At 61.6% G+C, this 16,528-nt stretch carries 13 protein-coding genes; 6 read left to right on the forward strand and 7 right to left on the reverse strand.

All coding sequences use genetic code 11. The features are described from left to right. Positions 1-470: 470 nt before the first annotated feature. Positions 471-2,525 carry an EAL domain-containing protein gene (locus NFI08_RS00370; protein ID WP_349586349.1) on the forward strand — a complete coding sequence of 685 codons (2,055 nt, stop codon included), beginning with the start codon at positions 471-473 and terminating at the stop codon, positions 2,523-2,525. A 60-nt stretch (positions 2,526-2,585) separates the two neighbouring features. On the opposite strand, the gene NFI08_RS00375 is transcribed toward NFI08_RS00370, so the two are convergent. From NFI08_RS00375 to puuE, 3 genes are all read right to left on the reverse strand, one after another. Then, positions 2,586-3,428 carry a bifunctional allantoicase/(S)-ureidoglycine aminohydrolase gene (locus tag NFI08_RS00375; RefSeq protein ID WP_045995186.1) on the reverse strand — a complete coding sequence of 281 codons (843 nt, stop codon included), beginning with the start codon at positions 3,426-3,428 and terminating at the stop codon, positions 2,586-2,588. A 66-nt stretch (positions 3,429-3,494) separates the two neighbouring features. Next, positions 3,495-3,986, reverse strand: coding sequence for an ureidoglycolate lyase (locus NFI08_RS00380; RefSeq protein ID WP_045995185.1), 492 nt, complete (start codon positions 3,984-3,986; stop codon positions 3,495-3,497). Between the two features lie 77 nt (positions 3,987-4,063). Next, on the reverse strand, positions 4,064-5,005 hold the full coding sequence (gene puuE, locus NFI08_RS00385; RefSeq protein ID WP_349586353.1) for an allantoinase PuuE: 942 nt from the start codon (positions 5,003-5,005) through the stop codon (positions 4,064-4,066). A gap of 796 nt (positions 5,006-5,801) precedes the next feature. On the opposite strand from puuE, the gene NFI08_RS00390 reads away from it, so the two are divergent. The 4 genes from NFI08_RS00390 to NFI08_RS00405 all read left to right on the forward strand — a co-directional run bounded on the left by NFI08_RS00390 (position 5,802) and on the right by NFI08_RS00405 (position 11,508). Then, positions 5,802-6,560, forward strand: a complete 759-nt coding sequence (locus tag NFI08_RS00390; RefSeq protein WP_108132434.1) for an aspartate/glutamate racemase family protein — start codon at positions 5,802-5,804, stop codon at positions 6,558-6,560. Between the two features lie 71 nt (positions 6,561-6,631). After that, positions 6,632-7,993: an NCS1 family transporter gene (locus NFI08_RS00395; RefSeq protein WP_108132433.1), complete on the forward strand. Its 1,362-nt coding sequence runs from the start codon at positions 6,632-6,634 to the stop codon at positions 7,991-7,993. 87 nt (positions 7,994-8,080) lie between these two features. After that, entirely contained in the window at positions 8,081-9,532 is a 1,452-nt protein-coding gene (locus tag NFI08_RS00400; RefSeq protein ID WP_108448251.1) for an NCS1 family nucleobase:cation symporter-1, read from the forward strand. Between the two features lie 377 nt (positions 9,533-9,909). Continuing rightward, entirely contained in the window at positions 9,910-11,508 is a 1,599-nt protein-coding gene (locus tag NFI08_RS00405; RefSeq protein ID WP_108448250.1) for an inorganic phosphate transporter, read from the forward strand. A 179-nt stretch (positions 11,509-11,687) separates the two neighbouring features. On the opposite strand, the gene NFI08_RS00410 is transcribed toward NFI08_RS00405, so the two are convergent. The 3 genes from NFI08_RS00410 to uraH form a co-directional block, all read right to left on the reverse strand. Beyond that, positions 11,688-12,422, reverse strand: coding sequence for a GntR family transcriptional regulator (locus tag NFI08_RS00410; protein ID WP_083970245.1), 735 nt, complete (start codon positions 12,420-12,422; stop codon positions 11,688-11,690). Between the two features lie 110 nt (positions 12,423-12,532). Then, positions 12,533-13,765 carry a urate hydroxylase PuuD gene (locus NFI08_RS00415; protein WP_045991738.1) on the reverse strand — a complete coding sequence of 411 codons (1,233 nt, stop codon included), beginning with the start codon at positions 13,763-13,765 and terminating at the stop codon, positions 12,533-12,535. 77 nt (positions 13,766-13,842) lie between these two features. Beyond that, positions 13,843-14,196, reverse strand: a complete 354-nt coding sequence (gene uraH, locus NFI08_RS00420) for a hydroxyisourate hydrolase (RefSeq protein WP_045991737.1) — start codon at positions 14,194-14,196, stop codon at positions 13,843-13,845. A 438-nt stretch (positions 14,197-14,634) separates the two neighbouring features. Between uraH and uraD the strand changes: the two genes are divergently transcribed. Continuing rightward, the gene (gene uraD, locus NFI08_RS00425) at positions 14,635-15,153 is read left to right on the forward strand and encodes a 2-oxo-4-hydroxy-4-carboxy-5-ureidoimidazoline decarboxylase (protein WP_045991736.1); all 519 of its coding nucleotides are present in this window, start codon (positions 14,635-14,637) and stop codon (positions 15,151-15,153) included. A gap of 715 nt (positions 15,154-15,868) precedes the next feature. Here the strand turns inward: uraD and NFI08_RS00430 are convergent. Then, positions 15,869-16,225 carry a hypothetical protein gene (locus NFI08_RS00430; protein ID WP_045991735.1) on the reverse strand — a complete coding sequence of 119 codons (357 nt, stop codon included), beginning with the start codon at positions 16,223-16,225 and terminating at the stop codon, positions 15,869-15,871. Between the last annotated feature and the right edge of the window lie 303 nt (positions 16,226-16,528).

Here is a 16,528-nt window from a genome sequence, read left to right on the forward strand (position 1 = left end):
GCGTAGGCAAGTCCCTGATACAACGAGTGATCGGTGAGATGTGCCCTAACGGGCGTCGCCCATCGGGGAGAATCGCGCGACAACTGGCGGTCGCGCGGACAAGGAAAGGTTCGAAAGCACGGCGCCGTGCTGTCGAACCAGAGAAAACGTCAAGAAGAGTGAGTGGAACAGGAACACTCACCCGAACAGCAACGGGCTATACTCGATAAACTGTGCGGTTCAAAGCACATAAGGGACAGGCCGCCGGATTGGCGGGCACCCGCCCTATTCGCCTCTGATGACCAGAAGGGAAGGCAACCTTGCCCAGCGGTTCACGGTGCGCCAGCCAATGACGCTCTTGCTCTTGCTCTTGCTCTTGCTCTTGCTCTTGCTCTTGCTCTTGCTCTTGCTCTTGCTCTTGCCCCTGCCCCGCTCTCCTGCGCGCAAGCGTCACCGGGCGCTCGAGATCGACTGCCACGGTGATCGACACGATGGCCAACTTTCGCGATATCGATGAGCGCTTGTCCAGCCTGTCGGCGCATCGCACCCTGCTGGCCATTCGCAACGCCTATCTGTCGATCCTGCCCTACGTCATCGTGATGGCAGCGGTGACCGTGGCCGCCAATCTGTTTCACTTCGCTGGCATCGACACCGGCATCGCCGTCTATGTCAGCCACCTGGCACGCTATCTCGGAGAGCTGTTTCCCGAAGTGATCCTGCTGTCGTTGAGCTGGTCACTGAACAGCCACAACCGTATCCGAGCGCCGGCCGTCATGCTGGTGTCGCTGCCGGTGTTCTGGATCCTGTGTGGCTGGGACCAGCTCTACGCCGAAGTCGGCCAGCAGACCCGCAGCCTGGGGTCGACCATCGCCATCTACCCCGCGATCCTGCTGACCCACACCACCTTCAAGCTGTTCGCCCGGGAGAACACCCGGAGCCATCCCCAGCGAGTGGTCATGAGCCAGATGATCACCTTCAACCTGCGCTACGTGCTGCCTGGCGTGATCGCGGTAATGCTGGCCATCGTGCTGCGCTTTGTCTTCGTCGCCCTCGCCGATCGCTACGCCCAGGACATCTATGCGCTGCTGGTCGACCGTATTCCCTATCACCTGGAGGTCATCCTGTTCGTGATGTTTCTGCAGGTGCTGTCGCTGTTCGCCATCCACGGCTACGCCACCATGCTGGGGGTGTTCGAATACCTGCAGAACAAGAGCGACGTGCTGGGGCTGCCTTCGCCGGAGTTCTTCACCCTCTACGCCACCCCGGGCGGGGCGGGCTCGGTGTTGTGCCTGATGCTGGTGATGCTGGTGGTGAGTTCACGCCGGGAGTACAAGTCGCTGGCGCGCATCTCTGCCCCGCTGACCTTGTTCAACATCAGCGAGACCCTGGTCTTTGGCATACCGCTGGTGTTCAACCTGCGCATGGCCTGGGCCTTTATCTCGGTGCCGACGATCAATGCCAGCCTGGCCTACGCCGCCATGTCCATGGGCTGGGTGGCGCCGCCACCCAACAGCGTCCACTGGGCGGTGCCTTATCTGATCTCGAGCTACCTGGCCTTCGACGGCGTCTACCTGCCATCGATGCTGCTGCAACTGACCTGTATCGGCTGCGGGGTGCTGATATACAGCGTGGCGTGGCGCCGCTATGTTCACCGCGAGCGCTCCAGCAAGGACGAATACCCGGTCTTTCCCTCGCGCAATGCAAGCGACTCGGCGTTTGGCGATGACGCCCTGGATATCGTGCTGATGGAAGAGAACGTCAGCCGCTGGAGTCGTATCAAGCAGGCAGACCGAACCCTGAAATGGCTGAACGAAGGCCAGCTCGAACTGGTTTTCCAGCCCATCGTCGACGTCAGCACTCACCGCATCAAGCACATCGAGGCCCTGCTGCGCTATCGCGATGCCCAGGGCCTGCTGCATCCCCCGCAGTTTCTGGACGTGCTGCGCCACCACCCCGGCGTCATGGAAGGCATCGAATGCTGGGTGATAAGTACTGCCGCTCACCATGTGCGGCAGTGGAATGAGGCGGGGTTGTCCAAGCGTCTGTTCATCAACGTGACGCCGCTGTTCTTTTCCAGCGGCAACGTCCGGCGATGCTTCTTCAATGCGCTCAACGATTGCCCGATCAACTCGCTGGGCATCGAGATCACCGAACAGGCCCTACTCGAGGACCTTCCCCGAACGCTTTCCGATATCAAGCTGTTTCAATCCATGGACGTCCAGTTCGCACTGGATGACTTCGGCAGCGGATACTCCTCCTTCAACTACCTGAGCCAGCTTGGCGTGGACTTCATCAAGCTGGACAAGACGCTGATCGACGATATCCACCTGCCCCGCCAGGCCAGTGTCGTCGAATCGGTGTACCAGTTGTGCCGGCACTTGAGCCTGCAGGTCATCTGTGAGGGCGTGGACAAGGACGCCAAGGAGGCTCGCCTCGAGCGAATCGGCGTCACCCTGATGCAGGGCTTCCTGCTCTACCGCCCGATGGAGGCCCCCGCGCTGGAAACCCTGCTGCGTCAGGAGCAGCACGCAGCAGGTTCCGCGTAAAGGGCGTGAGGGGTCGGGGGCCTCAATCGAGCTCGCTTTCCGGGCCGAGGCCCTGGTCGGTCAGTCCAGCGTCGGCAGCTTCATATGCCGATTGACGTCCTTGTACAGCAGATAGCGGAACGGACCGGGACCACCGGCGTAGCATGCCTGCGGGCAGAAGGCGCGCAGCCACATGTAGTCACCCGCTTCGACCTCGACCCATTGCTGGTTGAGGTGATACACCGCCTTGCCCTCGAGCACGTAGAGGCCGTGCTCCATGACATGGGTCTCGTCGAAGGGAATCACTCCGCCGGGCTGGAAGGTCACCACCGTCACATGCATGTCGTGACGCATGTCGTCGGGATCGACAAAGCGGGTGGTCGCCCACACCTCGTTGCAATCCGGCATCACCGTCGGCGCGATATCGTTCTCGTTGGTGACGATGGGCTCGGGCAGATCGATACCGTCGACGCGTTCGTAGGCCTTGCGTATCCAGTGGAAACGCACGGCTTCCTTGCTGCGATTGTGCACCTGCCAGTCGCTGCCAGGGGGGATAAAGGCGTAGCCGCCGGGCACCATCACGTGCACCTGGCCCGCCAGGGTCAGCTCCAGCTCCCCCTCGACGACAAACAGCACGCCTTCCGCCTGAGGGTTGGGCTCCGGACGTTCACTGCCGCCCTCCGGGCCGACTTCCATGATGTACTGGGAGAAGGTTTCGGCGAACCCCGACAGCGGCCGTGACAGCACCCACAGCCGGGTGTTGTGCCAATGGGGCAGCTTGCTGGTGACGATGTCCCGATAGACGCCCTTGGGGATCACCGCGAAGGCTTCGGTGAACATCGCCCTGTCGGTGGTCATCACCTTCTGGTCCGGATGCCCACCGCGGGGCGCATAGTAGTGTCGTGTCGGTTGGGAAGCGCTCATTGAAAAATCCTTGTTGTTGGCCCGTATGCCGTGCAGCAGTGTCTTTCGCCCGGTCGACGGGGCTCGTCACTCACCCAGGGTGACGCGAATCTCGAGGGGGTATTCGTCGCAATTGTTGCCGTCACCACCGCGATCGACGACGAGAAACTCGCCTTCACGCTCCAGCACGGACTGGATGGCGTGCCAGGTACCGGCGCGGTAGTTGACGCCCTGACGGCCGTCGGTGACGAAGGCACGCACCTCGGCAGGGTCGATGCTATCGCCGGCCGGAGCCACCACGATGATGAAGCGTTCCTCATGCAGCGGCATGAAGGCCTGGCTGCCGAGAGGATGGCGCTCCAGAAAGGACAGCGTCAGCGGCAACTCGATGGGCTGGCTGACGAACAGGCTGATCATCGGCCGCGCGTTGTCGCCCAGGGTCTCGATCGGCACCAGATCATGGTGGCGCTGGGTGCGACCAGCATTGATCGGAAAGGAGGCGGAGTTGCGCGCGTCGATGACCTCGCCAAAGGGGGCGAAGGCCTCCGCCGTCAGGGGATGTGCGGTCAATTCGAGCATGGTATTTCCTGAAGTACGGGCGAGAAAGGGCTCCCCGAGGCGGTCGACACTCGGGGAGATCAGGGCGATGGCTTGCGTCAGCCGATCGGCGCCGGCGTCGGCGCGGGAAATTGCTCCGCCCAGTGACGGGCAATATCGATCCGCCGGGTGATCCAGACCCGATCGTGGGCCTCGATATGGTCGAGAAAGCGCTGCAAGGCGCGAAAACGTCCCGGACGGCCAATCAAGCGGCAGTGCAGGCCTACCGACAGCATCTTGGGAGAGTCCTCACCCTCGGCGTAGAGCACATCGAAGGCATCACGCAGATAGGTGAAGAAGTGATCGGCGGTGTTGAAGCCCTGGGGCGCGGCGAAGCGCATGTCATTGCTGTCCAGGGTATAGGGCACCACCAGATGCGGATGGTGCTGGCCCTGGCTGTCGGCCTCGCAGGTCCAGAACGGCAGGTCGTCGCCGTAGTAGTCGCTGTCGTAGAGGAAACCGCCTTCATCGAGTATCAGCCGCCGCGTGTTGGGGCTGTCGCGGCCGGTGTACCAACCCTGAGGACGCTCGCCGTAGAGCCGCTCGAAGATCTCGATGGCCTTGCGCATGTGCTCCCGCTCGACCTTCTCCGAGACCTGCTGGTAGTGGATCCAGCGATAGCCATGACAGGCGATCTCGTGCCCCAGCTCCTTGAAGGCGTGGGCCAGTTCAGGGTGGCGTTCCAGCGCCATGGCGACCCCGAACACCGTCAACGGCAGCCCCCGTCGCTCGAATTCCCGCAGCACTCGCCAGACCCCGGCACGGGAGCCGTACTCGTAGATCGACTCCATGCTCAGATGGCGATCGGGATAGCTGTCGGCACCGATGATCTCGGACAGAAACTGCTCGGAGCCCGCGTCACCATGGAGCACACAGTTCTCGCCGCCCTCTTCGTAGTTGAGCACGAACTGCACGGCGATCCTGGCCTTGCCCGGCCAGTTGGCATGGGGAGGCGTGCGACCATAGCCGATCAGATCACGCGGATAGGATGTTGTTGTCATGGGTAGCTTCTCCTGAAAGTCGGGCCATGGCCGGGGCCACCACTGCCGTGCGAGCGTGCAAGTACATAGGCGACAGAGCAAGGTGGCGTGCCTGCGGCCCCCGGACGCCTGCGGTTGAATGGGCACCTGAAACACAGTTTCTGGAACCTGGGGCCCGGGTCGTGGTGGCAGGCACACGGGATCAGGCACTTTTAACCAGACACATGAGCAACGACGCCTGGAGCTCCCTGAACAGCGCGCTTCAGCCGATCGTTTCAACGAGGCACTTCAGCTGAACGCTACCCTCCGGGCGCAGCGTTTGCGCCTGCCTTCGCTCCTCCCTTGCGCCTGCCTTCGCGCGCCGTGCGTGACGTCACCGCACGCCATTATGTATACAAACTAAAAATAGACTGTACTCACTTTCTTGGCAACACCTTCATCGATCCCCTATCAGGGGAAAAAGGCACATCGTACTTCACCGCAGAACTCGCCGCAGAACTCGCCGCGAAGCAACGCCCACGCCCTCCCCTCACTGCCCATACCGTTCATGACGACAGGCCGCATGAAGTCCATACACGAGAAACTGTATACAACAATTACCATTATATTGTACTGACTATATCGATAACCCAGTATTCACTTACAGTTCACACTCCTCATGATCGTGACCCTCGCACCATAAAAGCACTCAATGCACTGTTTTTTAAGGCGTTTCCCCGCCAACCGCGCTCGATCAATTCAGCCCTTGATGCGTATCCGATATCGATCTATTTTGTGTACAAAGATATTAATTCCTCGTCCATGAAGGAAGACAGGCATGCATCTCCACCTGATCAACCCCAACACCACCGCCGGCATGACCGAGACGATTCGCCTCGCCGGCAGTGCCATCGCCGCGCCAGGCACGCGCATCACCGCCTCCCAGCCGGTCAGTGGCCCGGTTTCCATCGAGGGCCATTTCGACGAGGCGATCAGCGCCGTGGGCGTGGTCGAGGAAGTCCTGCGCATGGACAGGGAAGCCCAGGTCGATGCCTACGTGGTGGCCTGCTTCGGAGACCCGGGCCTGTTGGCGGCGCGAGAAGCCACCCGTGCACCGGTGATCGGGATCGCCGAGGCGGCCTTCCATATGGCCAGCCTGATCAGCACGCGCTTCTCGGTGGTGACCACCCTGGGACGCACCGTGATCATCGCCGAGCACCTGCTCGACCAGTACGGTTTCCGCCACCAATGTCGCCGAGTGCGTGCCGCCGAGATCCCGGTGCTGGACCTTGAAGACGATAGCGACTGCGCACTCGACAAGATCATCGAGGAGAGCCGTCGTGCCAGGGACGAGGACGGCATCGGCGCCATCGTGCTGGGCTGCGGCGGCATGGCCGACCTGACCGAGACCATCAGCCGCGAGGTGGGCCTGCCGGTGGTGGAAGGGGTGACGGCGGCGGTGAAGCTGAGCGAGGCACTGGTAGGGCTGGGCCTTGGCACCTGCAAGACCGGTGACCTGGCCTTTCCCCGACCCAAGGCCTTCAGTGGCACCTTCCAGCATCTGTCCCATCTGGATCTGGAGACCACCGGCCGCTGACCCCTTCCCTCTGCCCCCTGACCGCATGACAAGGCTTGACCCATAACAATCCACAACGAGCGAGGTCCAAGATGACCACTTCCACTTCCCGGCCAGGCGAGCCCCAGGGCGTCGCCGAGGCCACCACCAAGAGCGTCGGCGACGAATCGCTGGCCCCCCAGAAGACCCGTATCATGGGGCGCACCTCCTACCTGCTGGCCTGGTTCGGCGGCTGCGTCTCGATCGGCACCTTCACCATGGGCTCCAGCGTGGTCGGCACCCTCAACCTGATCCAGGCCACGGTGGCCATCGCCATCGGCTGTTTCGTCATCGGCATCGCCCTGGCCATCAATGGCGCCGCGGGCTACAAGTACGGCATTCCCTTCATGGTCCAGGCGCGCAGCGCCTTCGGTTTCCAGGGCACTCGTCTGCCAGGACTGGTCAGGGCGGTGCCGGCCATCGTCTGGTACGGCTTTCAGAGCTGGATCGGAGCGGGCGCCCTGAACCTGGTGTCGGCCACCCTGTTCGGCTACGACAACCTGATCGTGTTCTTCATCGGCTTTCAGTTTCTGCAGATCGGCCTGTCGGTGCTCGGCTTCCAGGGCATCAAGTGGCTGGAGAACGTGGGTAGCGCCTTCATCCTGGCCTCGCTGGTCTACATGTTCTATAGCACCGTGGTCCGCTACGGCGATGCCCTCTCGGCCAACCTGTTGACCATGGAAGGCTCCTGGGGGCTGCCTTTCTGGGGTGCCACCATGCTGTTTCTGGGCATCTACTCGACCATGATGCTCAATGTCAGCGACTACTCCCGCGAGCACGTCAAGGGCACCGGGCCGGGTCTGTTGACCACCATCTACGCCATGTCGATCCTGCCGTGCACGCTGTTCATGGGGTTGATCGGCTACATGGTGTCCGAGGCCACCGGCGTGGCTGACCCGATCAAGGTCTTCGCCAACGCCGTGGACAACACTCCGCTGCTGATGACGACCCTGCTGTTCATCGCCTTCGCCCAGGTCACCACCAACGTGCTCAACAACGTGGTGCCGCCCACCTACGTGCTGATGGACACCTTCAAGATGAGCTTCCGCAAGGCGACGGTGGTCGTCGGCCTGCTGGCCTTCGCGACCTTTCCCTGGGAGCTGGTCAAGGACGAGTCTGCCGCCGGCCTGCAGGTGTTCGTGCAGACCTACTCCTCCTTCCTCGGCCCGATCTTCGCGGTGCTGGTGGTGGACTACTACCTGATTCGCCGCCGTACCCTGGATCTGGACAAGCTGTACGACGAGAACGGCCCTTACCGTGGCGTCAATCTGGCCGCCTTCATCGCCACCGCGGTGGGTGTCGTCGCCGCCTTCAGCATGCCCACGGTGTCCTGGTACGCAAGCCTGATCCCGGCGGGCCTCACCTACCTGCTGCTGATGCGCTACTGGAAGGGCTGCCAGCGCTTTACTCAGTAACACTACCTATCAGTACAGCTATCGACGGGGCCTCTGGCCTCGTCGTCTCCATGTCATTCCATCTCTCCAACAACAAGAGACACCTTTATGTCCCATGACGATCTAAGCCTCGATACCTCCCGGGTCGATCCGGGCCTGTACAACGAGGACCTGGCCCCGCTGCCCCACGCTCGGCGCAACTGGGGCGCCTTCGAGATCTTCAACGTCTGGTCCAACGACATCCAGAGCCTGTTCGGCTACACCCTGGCCGCGTCGCTGTTTCTGTCCTACAACCTGAGCGGCTGGGCGGTGATGGCGGCGATCATCCTGGCCGGGGTGATCGTGATGTTTCTGGTCAATCTGACCGGTGCCCCCAGCGTGCGCTACGGCATCCCCTTCCCGGTCATGGTGCGGGCGAGCCTGGGCGTGCGCGGCTCCAACCTGCCGGCGCTGTTGCGCGCCCTGGTCGGGATCTTCTGGTACGGCGTGCAGACCTACTTCGCCTCCACCGCCGTCACCCTGATGATCACCGCCCTGATCGGTACCGACGGCGGGGCCGGCATGCTCGGTCTGTCACCGGTCGCCTGGCTGTCCTTCGTGCTGGTGTGGCTGTTTCAGATCGCGATCTTCTGGTCGGGGATCGAGCGTATCAAGCACTTCCTCAACTGGGCGGGGCCGCTGGTCTACGTGGTCATGGTAGCGCTGATGGTGGTGGTCTGGTGGCAGGCCGGCAGCGAGCTGCTGCCGGCGGTGGGCACCATCTTCTCGGCCAGCGGGGAAGGCGGTGGTGGCATCGGCGCCTTCGCTGCCGTGGTCGGTACCATGGTGGCCTACTTCGCCGCCGTGGTGATCAACTTCGGCGACTTCACCCGCTTCGTCAGAACCGAACGTCAGATGAAGCTTGGCAACCTGCTGGGGCTTCCCCTCAACGTCGCCTTCTTCTCCTTTATCGCGCTGATCATCACCGCCGGTACCCTGGTGCTGTTCGGCGAGGCCCTGACCAACCCCACCGATATCGTCGAACGGGTCGACGCCTTGCCGTTGACGCTGCTGGCGGCGGTCACCTTCTTCGCCGCCACCGTCGGCATCAACCTGGTGGCCAACTTCATTCCCCCGGCCTACGACCTGGCCAACCTCTTTCCCCGGGTGATCAGCTTCAAGGTCGGCGGCCTGATCACCGCCTGCGTGGCCTTTTTCGTCGGCGCGCTGTGGGTCTCGGTGATCAGCCAGATCGGCGTGCCCGGCTTCGTCAACGCCGTGGGTGCCATCGTCGCTCCGTTCTACGGCATCATCGTGGTCGACTTCTACCTGATCAAGGGCCGCCGACTCGACGTCCAGGCGCTGTTCTCGTCCCGTGAAGGCGACGCCTACACCTACACCAACGGCTGGAACCTGCGCGCCGTGGTGGCCTTTGCGCTGGCCGCGATCTTTTCGCTGGCGACGGTAGTGGTGCCGGCCCTGCAAGGACTGGCCGGCTTCGGCTGGATGATGGGGGCAGCACTCGGTGGCGCCATCTACTACGCGCTGATGCGCCAGCACAAGCAGGTGGTGACGGCCTGATGGGAGCCAAGACGGCAGACCATCACTGGCCCTGCTGAGCCGCCGTCGTACTGCCAGTCCGTACGACTAAGCCACAGCACTACAGGGCCGCACTACAGGGCCGCACTACAGGGCCGCACTACAGGGCCGCACTACAGGGCCGCAGCTAGCCTACCGTCGTCAGGCGGTAGGCTAGCTGCGAAAGGTGGGTACGAAAAGTCTTTCAAGTCTCGCGCCATCACCTACACCTTCACCCTATTTGCGCGCAAAACAGCGCAAAAAACGCGATAGAGTATAGTGCTCCATCACATTGCAACAAATCCGTAAAGCGCCCCCTCCATCGTCGTCCTCTTCCCGCCGTCCATCTTCTTCAGGCCGGCCCAACATGAAGACATCCAATGACAACACCCAGTCATTCCGTATCGACATCGTCGGGATTCAGGCCTTCCGGCCTCAGCCTGGCCTTCGCCGTGCTGCTGTTTGCCACCGTCGGCTACTTTCTGTTCTGGGGGTCTGGCTACACTCAGGGCCATTTTCCCCTGGTCTTTGGACTGGCCACCCTGTTCGGGGTGTTCATGGCCTTCAATATTGGTGGCAATGATGTCGCCAACTCCTTCGGCACCAGCGTCGGCGCCGGCACCCTTACCATCAAGCAGGCACTGCTGGTGGCAGCAGTGTTCGAGGTCAGCGGTGCGGTGATCGCCGGCGGCCAGGTCACCGACACCATTCGCAAGGGTATCGTCGACCTGTCCGGCTTTACTGTCGCGCCGATGGACTTCGTCTACATCATGATGTCGGCCTTGATCGCCGCCGCCCTGTGGCTGCTGTTCGCCAGCAAGAAAGGCTATCCGGTCTCCACCACCCACTCGATCATCGGCGCCATCGTCGGCTCCTCGCTGGTACTCGGCGCCTTGACTCCGGGCGTCCACAGCATGGAACTGGTGCAGTGGGACCAGATCTGGCAGATCGCGGTGTCCTGGGTGCTGTCGCCAGTACTGGGCGGTCTGGTCTCCTACGCCCTGTTCGGGCTGATCAAGAAGCACATCCTCAGCTACAACGACGAAGCCGAGAATCGCCTCAAGGAGATAAAGCGCCAGAAGTACGAGAACGACCGCCGCCACAAGGAGGCCTTCGAGCGACTCTCGGAAATCCAGAAGATCTCCTATACCCACGCCATGACACGTGATGTCCAGGCTTACCACGACCAGGACTACGAAAGCGCCGAGTTCGAGTCGGACTACTTCAAGGAGCTTTCGCGCATCGAGAAGCAGCGCGAAGATGTCGACGCCCACCGAGCCCTGCAGAACTGGGTACCGATGGTGGCCGCCGGTGGTGCCATGATCATTTCCGCCATGCTTCTGTTCAAGGGCTTCAAGCACCTGGAACTGGGTCTGACCACCCTCAACAACTACATGATCATGGGCATGATCGGGGCCGTCGTGTGGATGGCAACCTTCATCTTTGCCAAGACCCTCAAGGGCAACTCGCTGTCACGTTCCACCTTCCTGATGTTCAGCTGGATGCAGGTTTTCACCGCCGCCGGCTTCGCCTTCAGTCATGGTTCCAACGACATCGCCAACGCCATCGGTCCCTTCGCGGCCATCCTCGACGTACTGCGTAATGGTGCCATCGGCAGCGAGGCGGCGATTCCTCCGGTAGCCATGATCACCTTCGGGGTAGCGCTGATCGTCGGGCTCTGGTTTATCGGCAAGGAGGTGATCCAGACGGTGGGCCACAACCTGACGGCCATGCATCCGGCCTCGGGATTCGCCGCCGAACTGGCGGCTGCCGGAGTCGTCATGCTGGCCACGATCATGGGTCTTCCGGTCTCCAGCACGCATATTCTGATCGGTGCGGTGCTGGGGATTGGTCTGGTCAACCACCAGACCAACTGGACCCTGATGAAGCCGATCGGTCTTGCCTGGATCATTACACTACCGGCAGCAGGGGCCATCAGTGCGGTGTCGTTCGTGACGTTGCGCTCGATCTTTGGCTAGGGCTAGGCTAGCCTTGGGTCAGGCTGTTGCGGTTACAGGAAGCGAGCTGTTTCAGGCCACGGCCATACGCAAGACGGCCCCGCTGACACCATGGCGTCAGCGGGGCCGAAACCTGTCAAATCCGGGCGTTTACCAGCGGTCGAGTGGCCGCTGCTCCGCCGCTAGATCACTTGTCGCCGTCAGGGCGCAAAGATATCGAACAGGTTGGGCGCCTCGTCCTCTTCCTCGACGATCGACAACGAGGCCTCGATGGCCTTGAGGTGGCGGCCCATGAAGGCGGCGGCACGCTCGCCCTTGCCGTCTTCCAGGTACTGGATCAGATCCTGATGGTCGTGTGACTCGCAGCCCAGGTGCCCGGCGTTGCCATAGACCGCCAGAATCAGCGAACTGCGCGAACACAGGCGCTCGACGAAATCCGCCAGGGTGCGGTTGCCGGAGACCCGGGCCAGATAGGTGTGGAAGTCGGCGGACAGGCGAATCGCAACGCTCTGCTCGCCGCTGCGCAGCGCTTCCCGCTCGCGCTGGGCCATGTCCTTGAGGGTGACGATGTCGTCCTGGGTGATGCGCCTGGCGATATCCGACATCAGCCCGCACTCGACCATCTGGCGGGCGTCGAACACGTCCTTGGCTTCGTCAGCGGTAGGACGCGTCACGCTGGCGCCACGGCGTGGCGTCAGGGTGACGAGCTGCTCCAGCGCCAGGCGCTGCAGGATCTTGCGAATGCCGGTACGACTGACCCCGAACACCTCGGACAGGGCATCCTCGCGCAAACGTGCGCCCGGCTTGAGCCGGTGCTCGATGATGGCGTCGCTGATCGAGCGATGAATGGCCTCGTGACGCTCGGCGCCGTCACCGTTCTTGCCCTGTCTGGGGGCCGGTGAGGCGGGGGGCGAAGGCTTCACGCGCTGATTCATCGACACTGTCCTCGGATGCAATATATCCCCATTGTATACGAGATATACCGACAGGAAAGAACCGCAGTTCCCCGCATCCCGCCGGGGCAACTGCGGCTCATCCTGGTCCTCTATTCGCCCCAGTTGGCGACCAGAGCACGCTCCTCGTCGGTCATCTGGGTCAGGTTGCCAAGCGGCATATAGCCGCTGGCGACCACCTGCTGGATCGCGGCCTTCTGCTGCTCGACCTGGGCCTCGGTTTCAAGCGCCACACCGGCGGGCGGAGCGGTGAATCCGGCGTGGGCGGGCTGGGCGGCGTGGCAGCTGACACAGCGCTCCTGCATGACGGCATGCACCTGGGCCAACGGCGAAGCGTCGGATGCAACCGGTGCACTGCTGCCGCTGTTGGCGTTGTCGGCGGCCGGACTGGTCGTCAGGCTCGGAGCCCCCACCGCGAAGGCCACCAGAATCAGCGCCACCCCGGCGGCCGGGTAGCTCGGCTTGTGCTGACCGCTGTGCATCAGCACGAAGTACTGGCGAATCAGGGCGCCGGCAAAGATCAAGAGCGCCATGATCACCCAGGCCCAGTCGCTGGTATAGGCGAAGGAATAGTGGTTGCTGATCATCAGCAGCACCACCGGCAGGGTGAAGTAGGTGTTGTGCACCGAGCGCTGCTTGCCGCGCTTGCCGTCCAGGGGGTTGGGCGTCTCGCCCGCCTTCATTGCCTTCACCATGCGGCGCTGACCCGGAATGATCCAGAAGAAGACGTTGGCGGACATGGCGGTGGCCATGACGGCACCGGTCAGCAGGAAGGCGGCACGTCCGGCGAAGATATGCACGCTGAGATAGGCCACCACCACCATCATGACGGCGACACCCAGGCTCAAGAGGCCATCGCGCTCCATGTTGGGGCTGACACGCTTGCACATCTCGTTGTAGACGACCCAGCCACCGAGCAGGAACAGCAGAGCCACCACATTGGCCTGCCAGCCGGACAGATTGGCGGCCCACTCCCAGGGACTCTGGGGGTTGACCAGGTAGAAACTGGGGTTGGCCATGTACAGAATCACGAACAGCGCAAAACCGGACAGCCAGGTGGTATAGGCCTTCCAGAAGGACCAGTGCAGATCGTCCGGCAGCTTGGCCGGCGCCGTGGCGTATTTCTGATTGTGGTAAAAGCCACCCCCGTGGACCGCCCACATTTCGCCGAACACACCCTTGCCGCGGTCTTCTTCGTCCTTGGGGGTCTTCAACGAGTTGTCCAGCATGACAAAGTAGATCGACTCGCCTATCCAGGCGATGGCCGCGATGACATGCAGCCAGCGCAGCAGAAAATTGCTCACGTCCAACAGGTACGATGACATGGCCCTATCTCGACTTCAGTTGTTGTTGGAAGGCAGTCAATATCGATGGCTGCCTGGTTGATCGTGCTCAATGACGCTCAGCTGCCGCGGTAGGTGGAGTAGCTATAAGGCGACAGCAAGAGCGGCACATGGTAGTGCTCACTGGCATCCGCCACGCCGAATCTCAGGGGAATCCGATCGAGGAAACGCGGCTCCGAGGCCTCGACACCCAGGGCGCGCAGATAGTCACCGGCGTGAAACAGCAGTTCGTACTCTCCTTCGACGAAGTCGTCGCCTTCGAGGATCGGGCTATCGCAGCGCCCGTCATCGTTGGTCATCGTCTCCCCGAGGCGCTGACGTTCGTCGCCAAGGATGCGGAAGAGCTCAATACGAATCCCCTGGCCTGGGCGGCCAAGCGCGGTATCCAGTACATGGGTGGTCAGGCGTCCCATAAGTGTCCTCCCCTCTCGCGGGTCATCAGCGGGTCGATCAGCGGGTCAATGTATCCAGTCCTGGACTGGCTAAAGTGAATCACTGATATGGAGCATCATCGTCTCTCGTCACACCTGGCCAGAGGCTTTCGCCGGTCGTGGCTTGCAGCAACACGAAGATGACTTCAGCGATGCCGGCATGGCGGAACCAGTGCATGGTGGTGTGGAACCATGACAACATACATCATTGACCAAATTAAGAGTACATTTCAAACTATTTTTTGTATACAGTTTGAGCATGCATAGCTGCCTGGTGTTTGCCGACAGCAACAAAGGCTCGACCGACCTCTTGCCGTCTGCGCCTACGCCCGCTGCCAACAAGGTGTGACCGACACCAACGAGTCATCAGAGCTATGCTCGTCCCCATCTACCTTGCCGTCATGACAGGAGCCACTCCCCATGCCTAGCCTCACCCAACGCCCCAGCCAGATGGACAAGACCCAATTCGTGACCACCTACGGAGACGTCTTCGAGCACTCACCCTGGGTGGCGGAGCGTGCCTTCGATCGTGGCCTGAACGAGCAGCATGACGACCCGGTACGTCTTGCCGAGCACATGGGCCAGGTCCTCAGCGACGCCTCCCCGGAGGAACAGCTGCAGGTCATCCGGGCGCACCCTGATCTTGCCGGCAAGGCTGCCGCCGCAGGCGAGTTGACCAACGACTCCACCCGCGAGCAGGCCGGGGCCGGGCTGGACCAGTGCACCCCGGAGGAGCTGGAGCGCTTCACCCGCCTCAACGAAAGCTACAAGGCGCGTTTTGGTATTCCCTTCATCATGGCGGTCAAGGGCGGCAATCGGCACACCATCCTCGCCGCCTTCGAACAGCGCCTGAACAACTCAGCCGAGCAGGAAAGGCAGGAAGCCGTGGTGCAGATCAATCGGATCGCTCGGTTCCGACTGGAAGATCGCGCTAGCTGAAGTAGCAAGCACACAAAAACGGCCGGTCACCTGGTGACCGGCCGCCAAACCCTACGTCGATGACCAGAGGCCTTGGCGCTCTCGTCATCCTGAAATCGTCACGCTTTTCGCGTCCGGGCTGGTTGTAGACGAACGGCCCCATGTGGATGGCGGCCTACCAGACCCTTTCACGTGGTGCCCATCGGCCACGTTCAGCGAACCACCGGGTCATGCTCTGGGCCCTGCCAGCTGCACGACAGTAGAGTTGCGCTACCTCACTTCTGGGGCTCGTCGCTCTCGCTTGAGTTGCACTACCTCATCTCACGACCATGCTGAAACTGCACCCAAGGCGGGACCATTACGCTCGTGCCCACCTTTCCGCGACTTGCGCAGCGCCTGTCGCTCGGGGCCAGGCACCTTTTTACTGCTTTATTTACTTCTGACTAATCTCTTTCTAGCTAATCTCTTTCTAGCTAATTTCCTGCTAGCTAAACGCTTGCTGGTGACGTTCCTGCTGGCTCCATTCTTCTTTTTTGATATCTCTGCTTGAGCCTGCCGGTGTCATCATCGACATGTCGACGTCGATATCTCCGGACCATATCGCCGAGCCATATCACCGAGCCATGTATCCGGGCCGTGTCTCAGGGCCGTGTCTGCGGGCAATATTCCTCGACGATGACGCTAGCCGATGTCTCCGACCGACGCCCCTGGCGTCCAGAACGTACCAGCTTCGCCGCTACTCCTTGGCCGAATCCAGCGCTTCCTTGGCCACTCCCTGACACTTTTCCTGGTACTCCTTGCTCAACTTGAGCAACGTCTCGCTCTCCTCGCGCAGGCTCTCTCCGATCACCGACAGGGTTTCCTGCTGGGACTGGCTGGCGTTCTTCAGACTTTCGGCATCGCGCACTTCGCACCAGGACCGGGCCTGTGCGATACCTGCCTTCATGGCGGAGTCCATGGTCTTGAAACGCACATCCAGCATCTTCTGGGAATACTCCAGCGTCAGCAGGCTCCCCTCACGCCACGGACTCAACAATTTGTCCATGGAGGGGATCATGTTTTCCATTGTCGGCATTGCCTTGTTCTCGCTCATGTTGGTACTCCCTATAGGTATGCCAGCACGCTCGGCCCACGGGCAGCCTGACCGCCGTAACAACGACGAGACGAGGCAGCCTGGCAGTATCTTGTGCTGCACCGGTTACATATCGTCTTCAAACGAGCACAGAATCGTCTCGCATGTGAAGACTAGAACGCACCTTGTTGCACCGCAACATCATATAAGGCATATACGAGCCACTAATTGCACTAACGCGGGTAAAGTCACCCAGCATTCTCAGCATCTGCCCAGCGGCGCACCATTCGCACCATAGCAGTAGATGATTGACGCTCTGATGAC

The sequence above is a fragment of the Halomonas sp. EF61 genome (genome assembly GCF_040147045.1).
GTDB lineage: Bacteria > Pseudomonadota > Gammaproteobacteria > Pseudomonadales > Halomonadaceae > Halomonas > Halomonas litopenaei.